A 23,196-nucleotide genomic window follows, 5' to 3' on the forward strand; every position below is an offset into this window, starting at 1 on the left:
TCAGGAGCGGCGATTGTAAACCCAACACACAATAAATGTGGGAGCAGCGGTGCGACGCACCGCCGCTCCAACGGTTACAGGTGCGACTCTGCGTATTCAGCCAGAATCGAGCGAGGCACCCCTTGCAGCGCGATATGCACGCCGTTCGGGAAATCCTTGAAGCGTTCCGTCAGGTAGGTCAGCCCGGAGCTGGTCGCGGACAGGTAAGGGGTGTCGATCTGTGCCAGGTTGCCCAGGCACACCACTTTGGAACCGGCGCCGGCACGGGTGATGATGGTTTTCATCTGGTGCGGGGTCAGGTTCTGGCATTCATCGATCAAAATCAGGCTCTGCTGGAAGCTGCGACCTCGGATGTAGTTGAGGGATTTGAACTGCAACGGCACTTTGCTGAGGATGTAGTCGACGCTGCCATGGGTGTTTTCGTCATCCATGTGCAAGGCTTCGAGGTTGTCGGTGATCGCCCCCAGCCACGGCTCCATTTTTTCCGCCTCGGTACCGGGCAAAAAGCCGATTTCCTGGTCAAGGCCCTGCACGGAGCGGGTGGCGATGATGCGGCGATAGCGCTTGGTCACCATGGTCTGCTCGATGGCGGCAGCCAGGGCGAGGATGGTTTTACCGGAACCGGCAGCACCCGTCAGGTTGACCAGGTGGATGTCCGGGTCGAGCAGCGCATACAGCGCCAGGCTCTGGTAGATGTCACGCGGTTTCAGGCCCCAGGCTTCCTGGTGCAACAGGGGTTCCTGATGCAGGTCGAGGATCAGCAGCTTGTCGACCTGGATCTCTTTGATCCAGCCCACGAAGCCCTGTTCGTCGACGATAAATTCATTGATATGCACGGCCGGCAGATTGTCGATCAGTTGTACCTGGTGCCAGGTACGGCCATGGTCCTGACGGGTTTCGACCTTGCTGACACGGTCCCAAAACGAGCCGGTCATCATGTGATAACCACGGGACAGCATCGACACGTCGTCGACCAGTTGGTCGGTACTGTAGTCCTCGGCAGCGATCCCACACGCTCGTGCCTTGAGGCGCATATTGATGTCTTTGGTCACCAGCACCACGCGCAGGTCCTTGTCGCGAGCGTGCAGGTCGATCAATTGGTTGATGATTTTGTTGTCGTTCAGGTTTTCGGGCAGCAGGCTGTTGGGCTCGCTGCGCTTGCTCATCAGGATCGACAGCAAGCCCTTGGGCCCGCTTTTGCCGCGCTGGATCGGCACGCCGACCTCAACGTCCTCGGGTGACGCTTCGCCCAGGGTCTTGTCGATCAGGCGGATGGCCTGGCGGCATTCGGCAGCCACGCTGTGGTGCCCGCTTTTGAGTTTGTCGAGCTCCTCAAGCACGATCATCGGGATGGCGACGTGGTGTTCTTCGAAGTTAAGCAGTGCGTTTGGATCGTGGATCAGTACATTGGTATCAAGCACATAAAGGATTGGCTGGTCGGAAGAAGGGTTACGTCCATGATCATCCATACTCGGTCACCTTTGTGGGAGCCAGTCGACGCAATACCACAACAGTGCTGCGCCTCGATTCGACCACCGACTGCACCTGAGTGACGTCAAGCGCAGTGCCCACATGAGGAGTCTTGGAAGACGCCACCTGTGTTGCAGGTTTCGGCGATCTGACTTCGTAATACCGCAAAACCCATGACAGGAAAAAGTACTTTGACGCTTTTTTGAAGTTTATTTTTCAGGATGACGAATAGCACTAGCCGAGTGCCCCATGCACCGTTAAAGTCGGAAGTCCGCCTGCATCGAAATGTCGCACAAAATCAGCGTAAAAATGCCTCGCACCCAACAGGGCCGGGCACTTCATCCTTTTAACGAAACGCCTCCCGGCAGTCCTGCCAACCCAGCCCACTCTGCGCCGTTGCCTGCAGCAACATCGGCAGTGCTACCCGCGCCTTGTCCTGGGTGTCGTGAAACACAATCACGCCTTTGCGCCACAACAGCATCAACGTCAGCACCCGTTGCGCCGACTCATCGGCCTTGAGCTTGCCCGGCTCGTCCTGGGAATCGATGTCCCATAACGCCACCTGCAAGCCCTGGGACTGGAAGAACCCCTGGCTGTCCGCGCGCCGCTGCCCGTAAGGCGGGCGGAACAGCGGCACGTAGTTTTCCGGCATCAGGTTCTGCACCAACTGCGCGCTGCGGGTGATGGAACTCTGCCAGTCCACCCAATGGCTGTGGGAACGGTACTGCCAGCCCTGGGTGCCGACGCACTGGCCCTGGTACAACGCCTCCACCTCAGCGGCGGAACTGCGCTCCACACGGGTTTGCAGGCTGCTGCCGAGGACAAAGAAGGTGGCGTTCATCTTCTGCTTGCGCAGGTAGTCGGCGAGCCAGTCGGTATTGCCGCTGACCGGTGCCGGACCGCCGTCGAAGGTCAGCAGGAACAGGCGGTCGTTGAACTCGTCGCCGTTGCGTTCATGGTCGCCAAAGCGCGCGACTTCGCTGCTGATCTGCGGAAACAGCGCGGCCTTGCGCAGCAGTTCGTCCAGATAACGCTCATGGAAGGCATGGCTGGGTGCAGCCCAGCCTATATAGAAAGAGTCTTCGCTGATCGCCAGCTTGCCGGCCTGCTCCCGCAGGTCGTCCATGCTCTCCACCAGGTAGCAGAACGAGGCGTCGACTTCGCAGCTCTGCTGGGCGAACGTGTAGTTCTCCAGCAGGCGCTGCCACAGCTCGCGGCGCAGGTCGTCGATGGCCGCCAGGTTGATGATCTTCAAGCCCAGGCGCTGCTTGAGTGCGGTTTCATCCTGGGATTCACTGGCCAGCAGGCTGTGGGCGAACATCAGGATTTCCGCACGCGAGGCCACATCGAACAGCGCGGGACTGCTGAGTTTTTCCGGCCAGGTGCCACGGTCCAGGCTGGCTACATCCACCGGCGCCGCCTGGGCATTCAGGCACAGCAGGCACGCCGACAACAAAAGCGCTATTCGCACACAGGGTCTCCCTCTCCAGAGTCACCGGCCATCATAGCGGATCGCGTCTATCGCCATCATAGGTGGAGTCAAATCGCCCCAGCCCCTAGAATCCCCGCACGATTTACAGGAGACGACTTCATGCTGATGGTGATTTCCCCCGCCAAGACCCTCGATTTCGAGACCCCAGCGGTGACCCAGCGCTTTACCCAGCCACAGTACCTGGACCATTCCCAGGCGCTGATCGAGCAACTGCGCGAACTGAGCCCGGCGCAGATCAGCGAATTGATGCACGTGTCCGACAAGATCGGTGGCCTCAATGCCGCCCGCTTCGGCAGCTGGAACCCGGCCTTCACCCCGGAGAATGCCAAGCAGGCCTTGCTGGCGTTCAAGGGCGACGTGTACACCGGCCTCAACGCCGAGACCTTCAGCGATGCCGACTTCAGCTACGCCCAGGACCACCTGCGCATGCTCTCGGGCCTGTACGGCCTGCTGCGCCCCCTGGACCTGATGATGCCGTATCGCCTGGAGATGGGTACCAAACTCGCCAACGCCCGTGGCAAGGACCTGTACGCCTTCTGGGGCACGCGCATCAGTGAGTGGCTGAACGAAGCCCTGGCCGAACAAGGCGACGACGTACTGCTCAACCTGGCCTCCAACGAGTACTTCTCGGCGGTCAAGCGCACAGCCCTGAACGCGCGGATCATCAACACCGAGTTCAAGGACCTGAAGAACGGCCAGTACAAGATCATCAGCTTTTACGCGAAAAAGGCCCGGGGCATGATGAGCCGCTTCGTGATCGAAGAGCGCATCAACGATCCGACCAGGCTCAAGCAGTTCGATGTGCAGGGTTACCGCTTCAATGCGGAGCAGTCCAAGCCGGACAATCTGGTGTTCCTGCGCGATCATGCACCGGAATAAGGCCGTACCCGCCTCTTTCAGACAATGAAATCCAAATGTGGGAGGAGGCTTGCCCCCGATTGCGGTGGTTCAGTCACGAATCTATCGACTGATGCACTGACATCGGGGGCAAGCCCCCTCCCACATTTTGTCCGCGCTTCACGCCAAGAATCGTCATTTATTTGACGTCAAAAAATATCCCGACACATCCCTAACATTTCTTTCACTCGACATTTGCGATTTTTTTTCGTAGTGGCACCACTTTTTTAAAACACTAGTGGCACAAAACTATCCCTTCGCGCCAACTACCCGTAACTACTGGTCCAAATAGCAAGTGCTATCAATATAGTACCAGTGCCATCTTTACCTATATTTCAAGAAATTTCGGGAAACAGGATGAGCGGCCAGGAACTTCGTCCTGAAGCGCCGCTCATACCACCGGTAACGAAATTCTCTGTTTCTGTAGGAGATGACTTACAAGGCGGACCAACGGAAGTAGCGAAGTTGTCATATTCAACTTTGACTCAGTGGTCACATTACCAACCGATTAGTTGAGAGCGGCGATAAGGATCCATTGCCACGAACTATAAGGCCAAGGCTGTGCTTACCCTAATGGGTCAGTGAGACAACCCAAGGCATTGATATGTAAAGGCTTATAGCCTCTATCAAGGCCCTGCGGCACTGGCGCCAGGCCCTTCTCCCAGGAAGGCTGGCTGCATTTCAGGGCAGGCCCCAATAACAAGGCCAAGTTGCGCACAACTTGAGTGCAATAGTTAGTCACTCGTTATTCAACATGCCTGTACGCGGCAAGTCGGCGTCTATTCGCCCAACTTTCGCGGCATTTGTGACGTTTGCAAACATGAACTCCGGCCATCTAATGGCATGATTTAAATACAGAGGTAATTGCGATGCGCATCAGCATATTTGGTTTGGGTTACGTTGGCGCAGTGTGTGCCGGTTGCCTGTCTGCCCGTGGCCACGAAGTGGTCGGCGTAGACATCTCCAAGGAAAAGATCGACCTGATCAACGCCGGCAAATCGCCGATCGTCGAGCCGGGTCTGGGCGAACTGTTGAGCCAGGGCATCGCAAACGGTCGACTGCGCGGCACCACCAACTTCGCCGAAGCCATCCGTGATACTGACCTGTCGATGATTTGCGTCGGTACGCCGAGCAAGAAGAACGGCGACCTGGAACTCAACTACATCGAATCGGTATGCCGCGAGATCGGTTTTGTCCTGCGTGACAAGACCACCCGCCACACCATCGTGGTACGCAGCACCGTGTTGCCGGGCACCGTCGCCAACGTGGTGATCCCAATCCTCGAAGACTGCTCCGGCAAGAAAGCCGGCGTCGACTTCGGTGTTGCGGTCAACCCGGAATTCCTGCGCGAATCCACCGCCATCGCCGACTACGACCTGCCACCGATGACCGTTATCGGCGAATTCGACAAAGCCTCCGGCGATGTCCTGCAGTCGCTGTACGAAGAACTCGACGCACCGATCATCCGCAAGGACATCGCCGTAGCCGAGATGATCAAGTACACCTGCAACGTGTGGCACGCCACCAAGGTCACCTTCGCCAACGAGATCGGCAACATCGCCAAGGCGGTCGGCGTCGACGGTCGCGAAGTGATGGAAGTGGTCTGCCAGGACAAGACCCTCAACCTGTCCCAGTACTACATGCGCCCAGGCTTCGCGTTCGGCGGCTCCTGCCTGCCTAAAGACGTGCGCGCCCTGACCTACCGCGCCGGCTCCCTGGACGTGGAAGCGCCGCTGCTCAACTCGCTGATGCGCAGCAACGAATCCCAGGTGCAGAACGCCTTCGACATCGTCGCCGGCCACGACAAACGCAAAGTCGCCCTGCTGGGCCTGAGCTTCAAGGCCGGTACCGACGACCTGCGCGAAAGCCCACTGGTCGAGCTGGCGGAAATGCTGATCGGCAAGGGCTACGACCTGAGCATCTACGACAGCAACGTCGAGTACGCCCGTGTCCACGGTGCAAACAAGGACTACATCGAAGGCAAGATCCCCCACGTGTCGTCCCTGCTCAACTCGGACTTCGATGATGTGATCAACAACTCCGACGTGATCATCCTCGGCAACCGCGACGAGAAGTTCCGTGCCCTGGCGCAGAACGCACCGCACGGCAAGCAAGTGATCGACCTGGTGGGCTTCATGTCCAAGGCCACCAGTACGACAGGCCGTACCGAAGGCATTTGCTGGTAACAGCAACGGTAAGTTTCGAGCTGCAGGCGTACCAATCCCCAGCGCTTGCAGCTCGAAGCCTTCTTCACCTTCGGATGACGCTTATGTCCAAGTTAAAACACGTACTGCTCCAATCCGCCGGCTGGCTGTTCTTTCTGAGCCTGCTGATGGGTCTCGCCCTGCTGTTGCCGGCGAGTACGTTCGACTCCGAGTCGAAGAATTTTATTTTCCTGATTGGCGCCGTCGGTATCTGGCGCTACTCGATGGGTGCTACGCATTTCTTTCGCGGCATGCTGTTCCTGTATGTGGTCTACCCGCACCTGCGCCGTAAAGTGCGCAAGCTGGGCAAGGCTGCCGACCCGTCCCACGTGTTCCTGATGGTCACCAGCTTCCGTATCGATGCGCTGACCACCGCGCAGGTCTACAGCTCGGTGATTCGCGAGGCCATCGAATGCGGCTTCCCCACCACCGTGGTCTGCTCGCTGGTGGAAATGTCCGATGAGCTGCTGGTCAAGAGCCTCTGGGAACGCATGAACCCGCCGGACCACGTCAAGCTCGACTTCGTGCGTATCGCCGGTACCGGCAAGCGCGACGGCCTGGCCTTCGGTTTCCGCGCCATCTCCCGCCACCTGCCGGACGACCGCGCGGTGGTCGCCGTGATCGATGGCGACACCGTGCTCGCCGAAGGCGTGGTGCGCAAGACCGTGCCGTGGTTCCAGCTGTTCGGCAACGTCGGCGGCCTGACCACCAACGAATTCTGCGAAGTGCGCGGCGGCTACATCATGAGCGAGTGGCACAAACTGCGCTTCGCCCAGCGCCACATCAACATGTGCTCCATGGCCCTGTCCAAGCGCGTGCTGACCATGACCGGCCGCATGTCGGTGTTCCGCGCCAACGTCGTGACTGACCCGGGCTTTATCGCCGACGTGGAAAGCGACTCGCTGCAGCACTGGCGCCTGGGCCGCTTCAAGTTTCTCACCGGTGACGACAAGTCCAGCTGGTTCAGCCTGATGCGCCTGGGCTACGACACCTTCTACGTGCCGGACGCCGCGATCCACACCGTGGAACACCCGCCGGAAAAGAGCTTTATCAAAGCGAGCCGCAAGCTGATGTTCCGCTGGTACGGCAACAACCTGCGCCAGAACTCCCGCGCCCTGGGCCTGGGTGTACGCCGGCTGGGCCTGTTCACCAGCATCGTGTTGTTCGACCAGCGCGTGTCGATGTGGACCTCCCTGCTCGGCCTGACCGTGGCAATCATCGCCACCTTCAAGTACGGCGGCGCGTTCATCCTCGCGTACCTGCTGTGGATCGGCATCACCCGCCTGATCCTGACCCTGCTGCTGTCGTGCTCCGGCCACAAGATCGGCCCGGCTTACCCGGCGATTCTCTATTACAACCAGATCATGGGCGCGTTGGTGAAGATCTACGTGTTCTTCCGCCTTGATCAACAGTCCTGGACCCGCCAGGACACCAAACTGACCCGCGATTTGGCCAGCTTTCAACGTTGGTTCAACACCTGGTCGTCTCGGACCATGACCTTCTCCGCCGGCAGCATCTTCGTTGCCGTGTTGCTGATGATGGTCTGACCCTGCCAAGCCTGAATTAACCAAGGAATTACACCGTCATGAACAGCCAAGTAAACGCCAACGTTGTCCACGAATCCGAAGCCCAGCGCCAACATGCCCGGGTCAAAATCCCGGCCAAGCTGCGCTTCTTCAACACCGACCGCACCCAGACCGAAGCACGGGTGATCGACCTCTCGGCCGGCGGCCTGGCGTTCACCGCCACCCAGCCCTTGACCGTGGGTGAAGTGCACAAGGGTCGCCTGCAATTCGTCATCGATAACCTCGGCCTGGCTATGGATGTGGAGCTGCAGATCCGCTCCTACGACCGCCAGAGCGGCCGCACCGGTTGCCAGTTCCAGAACCTCGACGCCCAGGATATCTCCACCCTGCGCCACCTGATCACCTCGCACCTGTCCGGCGACATCGTGACCATGGGTGACGTGCTGGCGACCCTGCAACGCGACAACTTCACCAAGGCGCGCAAGGTCAAGGACAGCGGCAGCAACATGAGCGCCTTCGGTCGCCTGCGCGCCGTGACGTTCAGCCTGGCGATCTTCCTCGTCGGCCTGGCAGCCTTCGGCTTCGTGTTCAAATCGGTGTACGGCATGTACTTCGTCAGCCACGCCCAGGCGGGCCTGGTCAGCGTGCCCGGCATGAACGTGACCATGCCCCGCGACGGCACCGTGCAAAGCCTGCTCAAAGGTGACGCGGTGGCGGCCAAAGGTGCACCACTGGCGACCTTCAGCACCAGCATGCTGGATGTGCTCAAGGGCCACCTGGACGAAGACCAGCTGCAGCCGGCCAAGGTCGAAGAGCTGTTCGGCAAGCAAATGACCGGCACCCTCACCTCGCCGTGCGATTGCGTGGTCGCCCAGCAACTGGTCGCCGACGGCCAGTACGCCAGCAAAGGCGACGTGATCTTCCAACTGGTGCCACGCGGCAGCCAGGCTAACGTCGAAGCTCGCTTTACCTATCGCCAGTTCGGTGACGTGCGCCCAGGCACCCCGGTGAGCTTCCAGGTGGCCGACGAAGAACAGACCCGCACCGGCACCATCGTCAGCAGCACCAGCCTGAACAGCGCCGACCTGTCCTCCGACATCCGTGTACAGATCAAACCTGACGCCCCTCTGGACAGCGCCTACGCCGGCCGCCCGGTGGAAGTGACCAGCGACCGTGGCCCATCCCTGAACTGGCTGATCGATAAAGCCATGGCTGCGGGTCTTTAATCATGAGCGCCCTTCGAACCCTGCCGGTGCCCCTGGCGCTGGCCATCGCCCTCGCCGGTTGTGCCGGCCTGCCCGACCAACGCCTGGCCAATGAAGCGCTCAAGCGTGGCGACACCGTCACCGCGCAGCAGAATTACCAGCAACTGGCAGAACTGGGTTACAGCGAGGCCCAGGTGGGCCTGGCCGATATCCAGGTAGGCACCCGCGATCCGGCGCAAATCAAACAGGCCGAGGCCACTTACCGTGCCGCGGCGGATACCTCGCCGCGTGCCCAGGCCCGCCTCGGTCGCCTGCTGGTGGCCAAGCCGGGCTCCACCGAAGCCGAACACCATGAAGCCGAAGGCCTGTTGAAAAAAGCCTTTGCCAATGGCGAAGGCAACACCCTGATCCCGCTGGCGATGCTGTACCTGCAATACCCCCACAGCTTCCCCAACGTGAATGCCCAGCAGCAGATCAGCAAGTGGCAGGCCGCCGGTTACCCGGAAGCCGGCCTGGCCCAGGTCCTGCTGTATCGCACCCAGGACACCTACGACCAGCATCTGGATGATGTGGAGCGCATCTGCAAGGCCGCGCTGAACACCACCGATATCTGCTATGTCGAGCTGGCCACGGTCTACCAGAAAAAAGCCCAGCCGGAAAAACAGGCCGAACTGCTCAAGCAGATGGAAGCCGGCTACAGCCGCGGCACCGTCACCGCACAACGCGTCGACAGCGTCGCCCGCGTATTGGGCGACGCCACGCTGGGCAAGACCGACGAGAAAACCGCCCAGGCCCTGCTGGAAAAAATCGCCCCCGGCTACCCGGCTTCCTGGGTCAGCCTGGCGCAACTGCTCTACGACTTCCCCGAACTGGGCGACGTCGACCAGATGATGAAATACCTGGACAACGGCCGCGCCGCCGACCAGCCGCGCGCCGAGCTGTTGCTGGGCAAGCTCTACTACGAAGGCAAGTGGGTGCCGGCGGACGCCAAGGCGGCTGAAGCGCACTTCCAGAAAGCCGTGGGCCGCGAAGTAGCTGCCGACTACTACCTCGGTCAGATCTACCGCCGTGGTTACCTGGGCCAGGTCTATTCGCAAAAAGCCCTGGACCACCTGCTGACCGCTGCGCGCAACGGCCAGAACAGCGCCGACTTCGCCATCGCCCAATTGTTTTCCCAAGGCAAGGGCACCAAGCCCGACCCATTGAATGCCTATGTCTTCAGCCAATTGGCCAAAGCCCAGGGCACGCCAGAGGCCAATGACCTGGCCACGCAGCTCGAAGCCCCGCTCACACCGGAACAACGCGCCCAAGGCCAACGCCTGGTGCAACAGGAACTGGCCGCCCGCGGCACCCTGGCCCAGAGCACGCTGCAACTGCACGCCCTGGAAGAAGAAGACGGCGAGGAATCCCTATGAAGCTCAATCCATTCGTGCAGGCCGGCATCGGCCTGACCTTCGCCCTGCTGTGGTCGTGCCCGACCCTGGCCGCGCTGACCGAAGCCAAGAATTTCGGCCTGGAAGTCAAAGTCACCGGCCAGTCCGAAGATGACCGCGACCTCGGCACCCAGAAAGGCGGCGACGTCAACGGCATCGGCCTCGACCTGCGCCCGTGGATCTACGGCGAAAGCGGCAACTGGAGCGCCTACGCCATGGGCCAGGCGGTGGCTTCGAGCGACATCATCGAGACCGACACCCTGCAACAGTCGGCGGATGACGAAAACCAGCAAACCACCAACAACGACCGCAAGACCAAGAAAAACTACCTGGCCATGCGCGAGTTCTGGGTCGGCTACAGCGGCTTCACGCCCTACCCCGGCGAGATCCTCAAGCTCGGTCGCCAACGCCTGCGCAATGACGACGGCCAATGGCGCGACACCAACATCGAAGCGCTGAACTGGACCTTCGACACCACCCTGCTCAAGGCCAACGTCGGCGCCGCCGAACGTTTCAGCGAATACCGTACCGACCTCAAGGAACTGTCGCCCAAGGATAAGGACCGTCAGCACCTCTACGCCGACGCGTCCTACCAGTGGACGCCGGGCCAGTGGATCGGCCTGCGTGGCCACCACACCCATGACAACGGCAAGCTCGACTACCCGGAACCGGGCGTCGCCACCGACTCCCTGGACAAGCGCGAGAACGGCGACCTGACCTGGCTCGGCATCGAAGCCAACAGCGACGCCTACAACTGGCGCAACACCAACACCGTCAACTACTGGGCCAGCATCACCGGCATGAAAGGCGACCGCGACTCGGTCAATGCCTTGAATACCGACGGCACCCGTCCGACAGAGGCCAAGCGCAGCGATGACGTCAGTGGCTGGGCGACCGATCTGGGTATTCGCCTGCGTCTGGACCCGCAATGGCAAGTGGGTGCGGCCTATGCCCGCGCCAGTGCCGAGTACGAGCAGAACGGCCTGCAAAGCAACCGTTCGAACTGGACCGGCACCCAGTCCCGCGTGCACCGTTTCGGCGAAGCGTTTCGTGGCGAGATGAACAACATGCAGTCCATGAGCCTGTTCGGTTCCTGGCAGCTGCGTGAGGACTACGACGCCAGCCTGGTGTACCACAAGTTCTGGCGCGTCGACGGCAACAAGCCGGTGGGCAGCAATGGCATCGACGCCGTGCAGAACAACACCGATGACGTGACCGGCGCGATCCTGTCCAGCACTTCCCTGCCCCTTGAAGACGGCAAGAAAGACCTGGGCCAGGAGATGGACCTTGTAGTCACCAAGTACTTCAAGACCGGCCTGCTGCCGGCCGCGCTCAGCCAGTCGGTTGACGAGCCATCAGCCCTGGTGCGGTTCCGTGCCGGTGTGTTCAAGCCAGGTGATGCCTATGGCAGCCAGGTCGACTCGTACATGCATCGCGCGTTTGTCGACGTGATCTGGAAATTCTGATGGGAGCCTGCGCAATGAATGCTCAAAGCCTACTCGTCGCGGCAATGCTGATGGCCAGCGCCACAGCGTTTGCCGATACGGCGGCCAAGGCGCCGACCATCGCCAAGGAACTGCAACAGGCCAAGACCTACACCATTTCCAGCCCGCCGACCGCGCCGCTGGAAATGGCCAAGCCGGCCCTGCCTGATCTGTCGGGTTATACCGCCGCAGCGATGGAAAAGAAGATCGTACGCACCAGGCCCGGCAAGATCAGCATCCGCCGCATGATGCAGGAAGACGCCCTCAAGGACTTTATCGGCGGCGACAACAAGATGGCCGAATGGGTGGTGCGCCAGCACGGTATTCCCCAGGCGATCTTTGTCGACGACGGTTACATGAACCTCAAGGACCTGCTCGGCAAAGTGCCCAAGCAGTACTTCAGCGAAACCTCGCCGGGCGTGTTCCTGGCCAAGTTGCCGATCGTGGTCGGGCGCAAGGGCATCCTGGACATCGATAAAAACACCCAGGAACTGCGCCTGTCCCAGCAAGCCGGTTCGTTCCTGATCAACGACGGCCAGCTGTTTGTGCGTGACACCAAGATCACCGGTTGGGACGAAAAAGCCAACGGCCCGGCGCTGTTCAAGTCGCCCAAGGAATTCCGCCCGTTCCTGCTGGCCTGGGGCGGCACCGAGACTTACGTCTCCAAGACCAAGATGGCCAGCTTCGGCTATGCCAACAGTAAGTCGTACGGGGTGAGTATTTCCCAGTACACGCCGAACATGGCCAAGGTGCTCAAGCGCCCTGAGCCGACCGGCTGGATCATCGATTCCGAGTTCTCGGACATGTGGTACGGCTTCTACTGCTACGAGACCACGGGCTTCGTGATCAAGGGCAATACCTACAAAGACAACATCGTCTACGGCATTGACCCCCATGACCGTTCCCACGGCCTGATCATCGCGGACAACACCGTCTACGGCACCAAGAAGAAGCACGGCATCATCATTTCCCGTGAGGTGAACGACAGCTTCATCTTCAACAACCGCAGCTACGACAACAAGCTTTCGGGCCTGGTGATCGACCGTAACAGCGTGAACAACCTGATCGCCGACAACGAGATCTACCGCAACCACACCGACGGCATCACCCTCTATGAGAGCGGCGACAACCTGCTGTGGGGCAACAAAGTGATCAGCAACCGTCGCCACGGCATCCGCGTGCGTAACAGCGTGAACATCAAGCTGTACGAAAACACCTCGATGGCCAACGGCCTGACCGGCGTGTACGGCCACATCAAGGATTTGACCGACACCGACCGCGACATCGCCCTCGACCCGTTCGACGCCAAGGTCTCGCTGATCGTGGTCGGCGGTGAACTGGCGGGTAACGGCAGCGGGCCGCTGTCCATCGACTCGCCACTGAGTATCGAGCTGTACCGCGTATCGATGCTGGCGCCGACCAAATCCAGCGGCATCAGTTTCTCCGGCGTGCTGGGCGATCGTCAGGAAGAAATTCTCGACCTGCTGGTGCGCCAGCAGAAAGCCGTGCTGATCGACCCTGTCGAACGCCAGACCGAAATGCAGGACTGAGGATGACCCTTATGCACCCACACATGATCAAACTGCTGAGCCTCTCGGGTCTGACCCTCGGCCTGCTCGCAGCCAGCCAGGGCGTGCGCGCCGACGAAATCAAGGCCCCGACCTTCACCGCCGAACCCTGCTGCAGCCTGTGCCCGGCCGCCCATGACGCGAAAAACTACACCACGCGCTACCAGCAGAACTTCACCACTCTGGTGCAAGCCCAGGGCGACTGGCTGTTCCGTACCCAGGAAGACCTGCGCACCGAATTCGACACCAGCCCGGCCGGCTACAAGCGCATGCAACAACTGCACGACGCGTTCAAGGCCAAGGGCGTGGAACTGGTGGTGGTCTACCAGCCGACCCGTGGCCTGGTGAACCGCAACAAGCTCAACCCCGCGGAAAAAGCCTCGTTCGATTTCGACAAGGCCCTGGGCAACTACAAGACCATGCTCGGCCGTTTCGCCAAGATGGGCTACGTGGTGCCGGACCTGTCACCGTTGACCAATGAGCAACTGCCGGACGAACTGCCCGCCCACGACTTCTACTTCCGCGGCGACCAGCACTGGACTCCATACGGCGCCCAGCGCACGGCGAAAATCGTCGGCGCCAAGGTGCGTGCAATGCCTGAGTTTGCCGATATTCCCAAGCGCGAATTCGAGACCAAGCGCTCCGGGCGCATGGGCAAGACCGGCACCCTGCACAACATGGCCGGGCAATTGTGCGGCACCAGCTACGCGATCCAGTACATGGACCAGTTCACCACCGAGCCGAAAGGCGAAGCCGGCGACGGCGACCTGTTCGGCGATTCGGGCAACCCGCAGATCACCCTGGTGGGCACCAGCCACAGTGGCAAGAACTACAACTTTGCCGGGTTCCTGGAAGAAGAAATCGGCGCCGACATCCTCAACGTCGCCTTCCCCGGCGGTGGCCTGGAAGGCTCGATGATCCAGTACCTGGGCAGCGACGAATTCCAGAAGAGCCCGCCGAAAATCCTTATCTGGGAATTCTCGCCGCTCTATCGCCTGGACCAGGAGACCATCTACCGCCAGATGATGGCGCTGCTCGACAACGGCTGCGAAGGCAAGACCGCGCAGATGAGTGCGAGCACAACATTGAAACCCGGCAAGAACGAATTGATGGTTAACAGTTCGAATAAAGACCTGCGCAACGCCAACCATCAGGTTGATATCCGCTTCGCCGACCCGTCGGTGAAAACCTTGCAAGCCACCCTCTGGTACATGAACGGGCGCCACGAGGACATCAAGATCGAGAAACCCGAAACATCCGATACAGACGGGCGTTTCGCCTTTGAACTGCGCACCGATGAAGACTGGGCCTCGCAGAACTTGCTGGCCGTGGAAGTGCAGGGCCCCGAAGCGGGCGCTGCCGCGCAGAAGGTCGAAGCGAAAATTTGCACACGCAACGTATTCCCAGCGGGCGGTCAACAGACCGCCTCGACGCCGTGAAATAAGCGTGCAATGAGGTTACTTATGCAGAAGTTATTGATTCCATCGTTGCTGGGCCTGGCGATCTTCGCCGGTGCAGCCAACGCCGCCGCCCCGCTGCGTCCGCCCCAGGGCTACTTCGCACCGATTGAAGCGTTCAAGACCGGCGACTTCAAGGAAAACTGCGACACCATGCCGACGCCCTACACCGGGCCTCTGCAATTTCGCAGCAAGTACGAAGGTTCCGACAAAGCCCGTTCGACCCTGAACGTGCAGTCGGAAAAAGCCTTTCGCGACAGCACCGCCGACATCACCAAGCTGGAAAAAGACACCAGCAAGCGCGTGATGCAATTCATGCGCGACGGTCGCCCGGAGCAGCTCGAATGCACCCTGAACTGGCTGGTGTCGTGGGCCAAGGCCGACGCGTTGATGTCCAAGGACTTCAACCACACCGGCAAGTCCATGCGCAAATGGGCCTTGGGCAGCATGGCGTCGGCCTATGTACGCCTGAAGTTCTCCGACTCGCACCCGTTGGCCAACCACCCGCAGGAATCGCAACTGATCGAAGCCTGGTTCAACAAACTGGCCGATCAGGTGGTGAGCGACTGGGACAACCTGCCGCTGGAAAAAACCAACAACCACTCCTACTGGGCCGCCTGGTCGGTGATGGCAACCTCCATCGCCACCAACCGTCGCGACCTGTTTGACTGGGCCGTGAAGGAATACAAGGTCGGCGTGAACCAGGTCGACGACCAAGGCTTCCTGCCCAACGAATTGAAGCGTCAGCAACGCGCCTTGTCGTACCACAACTACGCCCTGCCGCCGCTGGCGATGATCGCCAGTTTTGCCCTGGTCAACGGTGTCGACCTGCGCCAGGAAAACAACAGCGCACTCAAGCGCCTGGGCGACAAAGTGCTGGCCGGGGTCAAGGACCCGGAGATCTTCGAACAGAAGAACGGCAAAGAGCAGGACATGAAGGACCTCAAGGAGGACATGAAATTCGCCTGGCTCGAACCCTTCTGCACCCTCTACACCTGCGCACCGGATGTGATCGAGCGCAAGCACGGGATGCAACCGTTCAAGACCTTCCGCCTGGGGGGTGACCTGACCAAGGTGTACGACCCGGCGCATGAAAAAGGCAACAAAGGTAGCTAAGGCTGAATGGATTACCTGTAGTGAGCGGGCTTGCCCCGCGCTGGGCTGCGAAGCAGTCCTAATCGATCCGCCGCCGTGTGCCAGGCATACCGCGGTGTAGGGTTTTGGGGCGGCTTCGCCACCCAGCGCGGGGCAAGCCCGCTCACTACAAAAGCTGCATCGCCGCCCATGAAGTTGTGGGGGGTTTGGGGGGGCTCTGGCCCTTGACTGTTGGTTAAACATGGAGAGATCGGGATGGTTTTCTCGTCCAATGTGTTCCTGTTTCTGTTCTTGCCGATCTTTCTCGGCTTGTACTACTTGAGCGGGCAACGCTATCGCAACCTGCTGCTGCTGTTGGCCAGCTACGTGTTCTACGCCTGGTGGCGAGTGGACTTCCTGGCGCTGTTCGCCGCCGTCACGCTGTGGAACTACTGGATCGGCCTCAAGGTCGGTGCCGCCGGCGTGCGCACCAAGCCGGCCCAGCGCTGGCTGCTGCTGGGCGTGGTGGTCGACCTGTGCATCCTCGGCTACTTCAAGTACGCCAACTTCGGCGTCGACAGCATCAACGTGATGATGAAGTCGGCCGGCCTGGAGCCGTTCATCCTCACCCACGTGCTGCTGCCGATCGGGATCTCGTTCTACATCTTCGAGTCCATCAGCTACATCATCGACGTGTACCGTGGCGATACCCCGGCGACCCGCAATCTCATCGACTTCGCGGCGTTCGTGGCGATCTTCCCGCACCTGATCGCCGGCCCGGTCCTGCGTTTCCGCGACCTGGCCGACCAGTTCAACAATCGCACCCACACCCTCGACAAATTCTCCGAGGGCTGCACGCGGTTCATGCAGGGCTTCATCAAGAAGGTCTTCATCGCCGACACCCTGGCGGTAGTGGCCGACCATTGCTTCGCCCTGCAAAACCCCACCACCGGCGATGCCTGGCTCGGCGCACTGGCCTACACCGCGCAGTTGTACTTCGACTTCTCGGGCTACAGCGACATGGCCATCGGCCTGGGCTTGATGATGGGTTTCCGCTTCATGGAAAACTTCAAGCAGCCGTACATCAGCCAGTCGATCACCGAGTTCTGGCGGCGCTGGCACATCAGCCTGTCCACCTGGCTGCGTGACTACCTGTACATCACCTTGGGCGGCAACCGTAAAGGCACGCTGACCACCTACCGCAACCTGTTCCTGACCATGCTGCTCGGTGGCCTGTGGCACGGTGCGAACATCACCTACATCGTGTGGGGTGCCTGGCACGGCATGTGGCTGGCGATTGAAAAAGCCATCGGCCTCAACACCGCACCGCGCAGTTTCAATGTCCTGCGCTGGGCCTTCACCTTCCTGCTGGTGGTGATGGGCTGGGTGATCTTCCGCGCCGAAAACCTCCACGTCGCCGGCCGTATGTACGGTGCGATGTTCAGCTTCGGCGAGTGGTCGCTGTCGGAACTCAACCGCGCCAACCTCACCGGCCTGCAAGTCGCGACCCTGGTGGTGGCGTACGCAACATTGGCGTTCTTCGGCCTGCGCGACTTCTACACCAACCGCCCTGCCGAGAAAACCAAGCCGGCCGACCCGAGCCTGATCAAGGCCGTGCCGGGCGACAACCCGGGCAGCATCCACGAGCCAGGTTTCACCGTTGGCCGTGACGCTGCCGTGCAACCGGCCTACTGGACTGCTGACTGGCCACGCTACGCCATGCGCGCTGCAGTGCTGCTGCTGTTCGTGGCGTCGATTCTCAAACTGTCGGCGCAGAGTTTCTCGCCGTTCCTTTACTTCCAATTCTGAGGGAGCCGACCATGACCCGTTCATTACGCGTCCTCTATATCGGCCTGTTCCTGGTGCTGCTGCTGGCCCTGGGCGCCTGGTCGCTGCGCAGCTTCCTGGGCTTTCGCACCAACGCCGACGCGACCGTGCTCAACGGTCGCTGGACCAAGGCCGTCGAGACCCATTACGACGAGGAGTTCCCGATCAAGCGATTGGGCACCAACCTCTGGGCCGCGCTGGACTACAAGCTGTTCAATGAAGGCCGCCCTGGCGTGGTGCTGGGCCGCGATCACTGGCTGTACAGCGACGAGGAGTTCAACCCCGCCGTCAACGAAGACCAGAACCTTGAGGACAACTACGCGCTGGTCGAAGGCGTGCGCCAGAAGCTCAAGGCCCAGGGCATCCAGTTGGTGATGGCGATCGTGCCGGCCAAGGTGCGCCTGTACCCGGAACACCTGGGTGAAGTGAAACCGGCAAGCATCCACGCCAACCTGTACCAGGACTTCCACGCCCGTGTCGCTGCCGACAAGATCATCGCCCCGGACCTGCTCGGCCCGCTGCAACAGGCCAAGCTGGGCGGCAAGCAGGTGTTCCTGCGCACCGACACCCACTGGACCCCGGACGGCGCCGAAATCGCCGCCAAGCAGTTGGCTAAAACCATCGCCGACAAGACCCCGCTCCACGGCGAGCCGCAGCGTTTTGTCACCGAGGCCGAGAAGACCGAGCCGCATAAAGGCGACCTGCGTCTGTTCCTGCCCCTGGACCCGCTGTTCGAAAACCTGATGCCACCGAAAGAGCCGCTGGAAAAACGCGTCACGCACCTGGCCGAAACCAAAGGCGACGACGCGCTGTTCAGCGACAGCGAAACCCCGGTGGCGCTGGTGGGCACCAGCTACAGCGCCAACCCCAACTGGAACTTCGTCGGCGCCCTCAAGCAAGCCCTGGGCAGCGACGTGGTCAGCTACGCCGAAGACGGCCACGGCCCGATCCTGCCGATGCTCAGCTACCTGAAAAGTGACGACTTCAAGAACAGCCCGCCACAGGTGCTGATCTGGGAGTTTCCTGAACGTTATCTGCCCGTGAACAACGAAATCGGTGATGCCGACCCATCGTGGGTTGCGCAACTTAAACAAGCCGGTTCGCGCCAACAAAACATGGCACTGAACACCCCAGCTAAAAACCCAAAATCCGAGACGCCCGACCGGGCGCAAAACTGAAAGAGAGGTAACTCACATGACTTTCACTACTACTCCGCGTCGTCTCGCTAAGACTCTGGCCCTGGCTGCCGGTATGAGCTTGGTATCCCTGTCCGCCTTCGCCGGTGACGCTGCCTTGTACGGCCCAGTCGCACCGAAAGGCTCAAGCTTCGTGCGGATCTACAACGCCTCCAACCAGGAAGTCAGCGCCACTGTCGGCAGCACCAACCTCAGCGACGTGGCCCCGCTGGCCAGCAGCGACTTCAGCTTCATGCCCGGCGGCGACTACAGCGCCAAGGTCGGCAGCCAGACCGTGCCGGTCAAGCTCGCCCCGGACCACTACTACACCCTGGTCAACAACAACAGCGGCCAGCCACAGCTGATCGAAGAACCGCCGTTCAAGAACAAGCAGAAATCCCTGGTGCGCGTGCAGAACCTCAGCGACAAGGCCCTGACCCTGAAAACCGCCGACGGCAAGACCGACGTGGTCAAGTCGGTGGCCGCCAAAGGCCGTGGCGAACGTGAAATCAACCCGGTGAAGGTGAGCCTGGCGTTGTATGACGGCGACAAGAAAGTCGGCGACGTGAAGCCAGTGGCCCTGGAGCGTGGTGAGGCAGCGGTGCTGTACGTCACCGGTTCGGGTTCGAGCATTTCGCCAGTCTGGGTAAAACGCCCGGTGTCGACCCGCTGAATGAATTTTCCGGGTCGGCTGCGGCCGACCCGGACACGAGACAAAAACAAGAGTGAAACGACAAACCTTCGTAGCTCTGACCCAAATTGATTCAAGGAGAAACACATGATCCCAGTAATCCTTTCCGGTGGTAGCGGCTCACGTCTTTGGCCGCTTTCCCGTAAACAGTTCCCAAAACAATTCCTGGCCCTGACCGGCGAGCACACGCTGTTCCAGCAAACCCTGGAACGCCTGGTGTTCGAAGGCATGGACTCCCCGATCGTGGTCTGCAACAAGGACCATCGCTTCATCGTCAACGAGCAACTGGCCAACCGTAAACTGGAGTGCCAACGCATCCTGATGGAACCCTTCGGCCGCAACACCGCGCCGGCCGTGGCCCTCACCGCGATGATGCTGGTCAACGAAGGCCGTGATGAACTGATGCTGGTGCTGCCGGCCGACCACGTGATCGACGACCAGAAAGCCCTGCAACGCGCCCTGGCCCTGGCCACCGTGGCCGCCGAGCGTGGCGAGATGGTGCTGTTCGGCGTGCCGGCGACCCGTCCGGAAACCGGCTACGGCTACATCAAGTCCACCAACGATTCGCTGCTGCCCGAAGGCGTGAGCCGCGTACAGCAGTTCGTGGAAAAACCCGATGAAAAACGTGCCGTCGAGTTCGTCAAAAGCGGCGGTTACTTCTGGAACAGCGGCATGTTCCTGTTCCGCGCCAGCCGCTTCCTGGAAGAGCTGAAAAAGCACGATCCGGACATCTACGACACCTGTGTGCTGACCCTGGAGCGCAGCGTGCAAGATGCCGACACCGTGACCTTCGACGAAGCCACCTTCGCCTGCTGCCCGGACAACTCCATCGACTACGCCGTGATGGAAAAAACCCAGCGCGCCTGCGTGGTGCCGTTGAGCGCCGGTTGGAGCGACGTGGGTTGCTGGGCCTCGCTGTGGGCGGTCAACGATAAAGACGCCAACGGCAACGTCACCAAGGGCGACGTGGTGATCCAGGACAGCAAGAACTGCATGATCCACGGCAACGGCAAGCTGGTATCGGTGATCGGCCTGGAAAACATCGTCGTGGTGGAAACCAAGGACGCGATGATGATTGCCCACAAGGACAAGGTCCAGGGTGTCAAGCAGATGGTCAACACCCTCAACGAACAGGGCCGCAGCGAAACCCAGAACCACTGCGAAGTCTATCGTCCGTGGGGCTCCTACGACTCGGTGGACATGGGCGGCCGCTTCCAGGTCAAGCACATCTCGGTCAAGCCGGGCGCGTGCCTGTCGCTGCAGATGCACCACCACCGCGCCGAACACTGGATCGTGGTCAGCGGCACCGCCGAAGTCACCTGTGACGAGAACGTGTTCCTGCTCTGCGAGAACCAGTCCACCTACATCCCGATCGCCTCGGTGCACCGCCTGCGCAACCCGGGCAAGATCCCGTTGGAGATCATCGAAGTGCAATCTGGCAGCTACCTGGGCGAAGACGATATCGAGCGGTTTGAAGATATCTACGGGCGCTCGACGCCGGTTGAACGCGGCGTTTCGGTGAAAACTATCGCGCAGTAAAACAGTCGTACAAGAAGCCCTCACCCAGCCCATTGCGTCCCCTATCCGCAGTGGGTTGGGTGGGGGCTTTTTGTTTGGGATTTGCGCTGGCGGTGAGGGCCTTATCGGGGCATAAGTATCTACACATCTTGAGCCGAGCCCCCTGCGTAGCAGCTGTCGAGCCTTGGCGAGGCTGCGTCGGCGGTGTGTCAGACGCGCCGCAAACGCAGCCTCGCCAAGGCTCGACAGCTGCTACGCGTTATCCTACTGAAGTTGTGTAGATACTTATGCTTATCGGGGGCAAGCCCACGATGAGGTCGGCACGCCCACCACAGCACTCAAGGTAGCCAATCCCACCTACGCTTAAGTTAGGATGCTCGTTCCCTATTCGAGGTGGTCTCCATGTTCTTCGGCGTTCTACTGATCATCACCTGGCTGATCCTCCTGCTGCGCTACCCGGCCAAGGCATTGCCGGTATCGTTGGCCGCTGCCGTCGGCCTGGGTCTTGTCGCGGTGTGGGTGGTGTGGCTGGACAACCGCGAAGCCTCGCAACTGGCGCGCCTGGAACTGCGCATCACCTACGCCCCGCAGGAATGCCCGGCTGACCGACCGCTCAAGCTGACCCTGAACAACGGCAACGACGTCCCCCTCACCGAACTGCGCTGGCGCGTCGCCGCCTATGCGCCGGGCGATACGGTCAACCTGGCCGACAACGTCTATGCTGCCCCGCGCTATCGCGGCCCCGGCGAGTTGCAGGCCGGCGCCACTTGGGACGACTGCCTGCCGACCCCGCCCCTGCGCCCCGGCTACCGCGCGCAAACCCTGGAATTTCGCGCCGAGCATCTGCAAGGCAGCTTCTCGGACTGACAAAGGACTGATCCATGCCCAACGTACTCATCACCGGTTGCTCCAGCGGTATTGGCCGCGCCCTGGCCGAGGCCTTCAAATCCGCCGGTTTCAACGTGTGGGCCAGCGCCCGCCGCCCGCAAGACGTCACCGCCCTCGCCGCCGCGGATTTCAATGCCGTCGAACTCGACGTCAATGACAGTGCCGCTTTACAGCGCCTGGCCGAACAACTGGGAGAGCTGGATGTACTGATCAACAACGCCGGCTACGGCGCCATGGGCCCGCTGCTCGATGGCGGCACCGAGGCGATGCAGCGCCAGTTCGAGACCAACGTATTTTCCATCGTCGGCGTGACCCAGGCGCTGTTCCCTGCCCTGCGCAAGCGCAAAGGGCTGGTGGTGAATATCGGCAGCGTTTCCGGCGTGCTGGTCACGCCGTTTGCCGGCGCCTACTGCGCCTCCAAGGCGGCGGTGCATGCGCTGAGTGATGCACTGCGCATGGAGCTGGCACCGTTTGGGGTGCGGGTGATGGAGGTCCAGCCCGGCGCCATCAATACGAGTTTTGCCAAAAACGCCGGCGCCCAGGCCGAGCTGTTAATCAACGAAAAATCGCCGTGGTGGCCGTTGCGCGAGGGCATTCGCGCACGCAGCCAGGCCTCTCAGGACAAGCCCACCCCGGCCGGCGTGTTTGCAGCGGATGTGCTCAAGGCCGTGCAACAACCACAGCCGCCGCGCCTGTTGCGCTCGGGCAATGGCAGCCGGGCGTTGCCGTTGATGGCCGCGTTGTTGCCCAAGGGATTATTGGAAGCCGTGTTGAAAAAACGCTTTGGTTTGAATGGGAGTTTGTAAATGATCGACTACAGCGATTTTTTTGAAGAAGTGATCCAGACCCACGTCGAGATCGAGCAATGGTTTGCCGGGGTTGCGCCAGAAGGCACCCTGCAAAGCCTGCTTGCGCGCTTCTCGCCCGAGTTCAGCATGATCGCCCCCGCCACCGGCACACGCGTCAATGCAGCCGGGGTCAACGCGCTGTTCACTCGCCTGGGCGGCATGCGCCCGGGGTTGAAGATCACCTTGAGTGAAATGGCTGGGATTGACCGGCATGCGCGCGGCGCAACGGTGACTTATCGCGAACATCAGATCGATGCCAGCGGCACACAGACGGATCGCCGTGCGACCGTGGTGTTTGAGAAACAGGCCAGCGGTGCGTTGCTGTGGCGTCATCTGCATGAGACTTTTGTGCCTCAGGCGCGCAGCCAATAATGGCCAACTAGCACCTGTCAGATCTGACAGTAGACGCGGTATTACACCAAGACCAGACTGAAAACGT

The 23,196-nt window shown here is 60.8% G+C and carries 18 protein-coding genes; 16 read left to right on the forward strand and 2 right to left on the reverse strand.

Translation table 11 applies throughout. The annotated features are described in order from the left end of the window. Positions 1–74: 74 nt before the first annotated feature. Positions 75–1,469: a PhoH family protein gene (locus V3W40_RS03930; RefSeq protein WP_005785025.1), complete on the reverse strand. Its 1,395-nt coding sequence runs from the start codon at positions 1,467–1,469 to the stop codon at positions 75–77. A 347-nt stretch (positions 1,470–1,816) separates the two neighbouring features. Continuing rightward, complete coding sequence (locus V3W40_RS03935; protein WP_137211538.1) at positions 1,817–2,941, reverse strand: polysaccharide deacetylase family protein; 1,125 nt, start codon at positions 2,939–2,941, stop codon at positions 1,817–1,819. Positions 2,942–3,061: 120 nt separating this feature from the next. Here V3W40_RS03935 and yaaA point away from each other — a divergent pair, with 120 nt between their 5' ends. From yaaA to V3W40_RS04015, 16 genes are all read left to right on the forward strand, one after another. Continuing rightward, positions 3,062–3,841 carry a peroxide stress protein YaaA gene (gene yaaA, locus V3W40_RS03940; protein WP_330214481.1) on the forward strand — a complete coding sequence of 260 codons (780 nt, stop codon included), beginning with the start codon at positions 3,062–3,064 and terminating at the stop codon, positions 3,839–3,841. Between the two features lie 887 nt (positions 3,842–4,728). After that, positions 4,729–6,045, forward strand: coding sequence for a nucleotide sugar dehydrogenase (locus V3W40_RS03945; RefSeq protein ID WP_065924229.1), 1,317 nt, complete (start codon positions 4,729–4,731; stop codon positions 6,043–6,045). Between the two features lie 83 nt (positions 6,046–6,128). After that, on the forward strand, positions 6,129–7,610 hold the full coding sequence (alg8, locus tag V3W40_RS03950; protein WP_161985711.1) for a mannuronan synthase: 1,482 nt from the start codon (positions 6,129–6,131) through the stop codon (positions 7,608–7,610). A 38-nt stretch (positions 7,611–7,648) separates the two neighbouring features. After that, the gene (locus tag V3W40_RS03955; RefSeq protein ID WP_065924230.1) at positions 7,649–8,815 is read left to right on the forward strand and encodes an alginate biosynthesis protein Alg44; all 1,167 of its coding nucleotides are present in this window, start codon (positions 7,649–7,651) and stop codon (positions 8,813–8,815) included. 2 nt (positions 8,816–8,817) lie between these two features. After that, entirely contained in the window at positions 8,818–10,209 is a 1,392-nt protein-coding gene (gene algK, locus V3W40_RS03960; RefSeq protein ID WP_027604727.1) for an alginate biosynthesis TPR repeat lipoprotein AlgK, read from the forward strand. Then, a complete protein-coding gene (locus tag V3W40_RS03965; RefSeq protein WP_330214482.1) occupies positions 10,206–11,693 on the forward strand; it encodes an alginate export family protein in 1,488 nt (495 codons plus the stop codon). Before algK ends, V3W40_RS03965 begins: the two co-directional genes overlap by 4 nt. Further along, positions 11,693–13,261 (forward strand): mannuronan 5-epimerase AlgG, encoded by a 1,569-nt coding sequence (gene algG / locus V3W40_RS03970; protein WP_253493351.1) that lies wholly within the window; start codon positions 11,693–11,695, stop codon positions 13,259–13,261. The genes V3W40_RS03965 and algG overlap by 1 nt, the downstream gene beginning before the upstream one ends. A gap of 11 nt (positions 13,262–13,272) precedes the next feature. Continuing rightward, a complete protein-coding gene (locus V3W40_RS03975; protein ID WP_074845124.1) occupies positions 13,273–14,718 on the forward strand; it encodes an alginate O-acetyltransferase in 1,446 nt (481 codons plus the stop codon). 24 nt (positions 14,719–14,742) lie between these two features. After that, positions 14,743–15,852: a mannuronate-specific alginate lyase gene (locus V3W40_RS03980; RefSeq protein ID WP_330214483.1), complete on the forward strand. Its 1,110-nt coding sequence runs from the start codon at positions 14,743–14,745 to the stop codon at positions 15,850–15,852. A gap of 234 nt (positions 15,853–16,086) precedes the next feature. Beyond that, positions 16,087–17,619 (forward strand): MBOAT family O-acyltransferase, encoded by a 1,533-nt coding sequence (locus V3W40_RS03985; protein WP_065938586.1) that lies wholly within the window; start codon positions 16,087–16,089, stop codon positions 17,617–17,619. A gap of 11 nt (positions 17,620–17,630) precedes the next feature. Beyond that, on the forward strand, positions 17,631–18,815 hold the full coding sequence (locus V3W40_RS03990; protein WP_330214484.1) for an alginate O-acetyltransferase: 1,185 nt from the start codon (positions 17,631–17,633) through the stop codon (positions 18,813–18,815). A gap of 16 nt (positions 18,816–18,831) precedes the next feature. Continuing rightward, the gene (locus V3W40_RS03995) at positions 18,832–19,485 is read left to right on the forward strand and encodes an alginate O-acetyltransferase AlgF (RefSeq protein ID WP_027604734.1); all 654 of its coding nucleotides are present in this window, start codon (positions 18,832–18,834) and stop codon (positions 19,483–19,485) included. Positions 19,486–19,590: 105 nt separating this feature from the next. Next, positions 19,591–21,042 (forward strand): mannose-1-phosphate guanylyltransferase/mannose-6-phosphate isomerase, encoded by a 1,452-nt coding sequence (locus tag V3W40_RS04000; RefSeq protein ID WP_330214485.1) that lies wholly within the window; start codon positions 19,591–19,593, stop codon positions 21,040–21,042. Positions 21,043–21,423: 381 nt separating this feature from the next. Beyond that, on the forward strand, positions 21,424–21,888 hold the full coding sequence (locus tag V3W40_RS04005) for a hypothetical protein (RefSeq protein ID WP_027604736.1): 465 nt from the start codon (positions 21,424–21,426) through the stop codon (positions 21,886–21,888). A gap of 14 nt (positions 21,889–21,902) precedes the next feature. Continuing rightward, the gene (locus tag V3W40_RS04010; protein WP_330214486.1) at positions 21,903–22,715 is read left to right on the forward strand and encodes an SDR family oxidoreductase; all 813 of its coding nucleotides are present in this window, start codon (positions 21,903–21,905) and stop codon (positions 22,713–22,715) included. Beyond that, positions 22,716–23,129, forward strand: a complete 414-nt coding sequence (locus V3W40_RS04015) for a DUF4440 domain-containing protein (RefSeq protein WP_065924239.1) — start codon at positions 22,716–22,718, stop codon at positions 23,127–23,129. It abuts the gene before it with no gap. The last annotated feature ends 67 nt before the right edge of the window (positions 23,130–23,196 follow it).

It is taken from the genome of Pseudomonas sp. AM8, from assembly GCF_036346475.1.
Classification (GTDB): domain Bacteria; phylum Pseudomonadota; class Gammaproteobacteria; order Pseudomonadales; family Pseudomonadaceae; genus Aquipseudomonas; species Aquipseudomonas marginalis.

Bases quoted from the DNA above. Each gene is read 5' to 3' on its own strand.
- alg8 (WP_161985711.1), top strand. From the start codon at position 6,129: ATGTCCAAGTTAAAACACGTACTGCTCCAATCCGCCGGCTGGCTGTTC.
- V3W40_RS03965 (WP_330214482.1), top strand. From the start codon at position 10,206: ATGAAGCTCAATCCATTCGTGCAGGCCGGCATCGGCCTGACCTTCGCC.
- V3W40_RS03945 (WP_065924229.1), top strand. From the start codon at position 4,729: ATGCGCATCAGCATATTTGGTTTGGGTTACGTTGGCGCAGTGTGTGCC.
- algK (WP_027604727.1), top strand. From the start codon at position 8,818: ATGAGCGCCCTTCGAACCCTGCCGGTGCCCCTGGCGCTGGCCATCGCC.
- algG (WP_253493351.1), top strand. From the start codon at position 11,693: ATGGGAGCCTGCGCAATGAATGCTCAAAGCCTACTCGTCGCGGCAATG.
- V3W40_RS03995 (WP_027604734.1), top strand. From the start codon at position 18,832: ATGACTTTCACTACTACTCCGCGTCGTCTCGCTAAGACTCTGGCCCTG.
- V3W40_RS03955 (WP_065924230.1), top strand. From the start codon at position 7,649: ATGAACAGCCAAGTAAACGCCAACGTTGTCCACGAATCCGAAGCCCAG.
- yaaA (WP_330214481.1), top strand. From the start codon at position 3,062: ATGCTGATGGTGATTTCCCCCGCCAAGACCCTCGATTTCGAGACCCCA.
- V3W40_RS03930 (WP_005785025.1), bottom strand. From the start codon at position 1,469: ATGGATGATCATGGACGTAACCCTTCTTCCGACCAGCCAATCCTTTAT.
- V3W40_RS04000 (WP_330214485.1), top strand. From the start codon at position 19,591: ATGATCCCAGTAATCCTTTCCGGTGGTAGCGGCTCACGTCTTTGGCCG.
- V3W40_RS03980 (WP_330214483.1), top strand. From the start codon at position 14,743: ATGCAGAAGTTATTGATTCCATCGTTGCTGGGCCTGGCGATCTTCGCC.
- V3W40_RS03975 (WP_074845124.1), top strand. From the start codon at position 13,273: ATGCACCCACACATGATCAAACTGCTGAGCCTCTCGGGTCTGACCCTC.
- V3W40_RS03985 (WP_065938586.1), top strand. From the start codon at position 16,087: ATGGTTTTCTCGTCCAATGTGTTCCTGTTTCTGTTCTTGCCGATCTTT.
- V3W40_RS03990 (WP_330214484.1), top strand. From the start codon at position 17,631: ATGACCCGTTCATTACGCGTCCTCTATATCGGCCTGTTCCTGGTGCTG.
- V3W40_RS04010 (WP_330214486.1), top strand. From the start codon at position 21,903: ATGCCCAACGTACTCATCACCGGTTGCTCCAGCGGTATTGGCCGCGCC.
- V3W40_RS04005 (WP_027604736.1), top strand. From the start codon at position 21,424: ATGTTCTTCGGCGTTCTACTGATCATCACCTGGCTGATCCTCCTGCTG.
- V3W40_RS04015 (WP_065924239.1), top strand. From the start codon at position 22,716: ATGATCGACTACAGCGATTTTTTTGAAGAAGTGATCCAGACCCACGTC.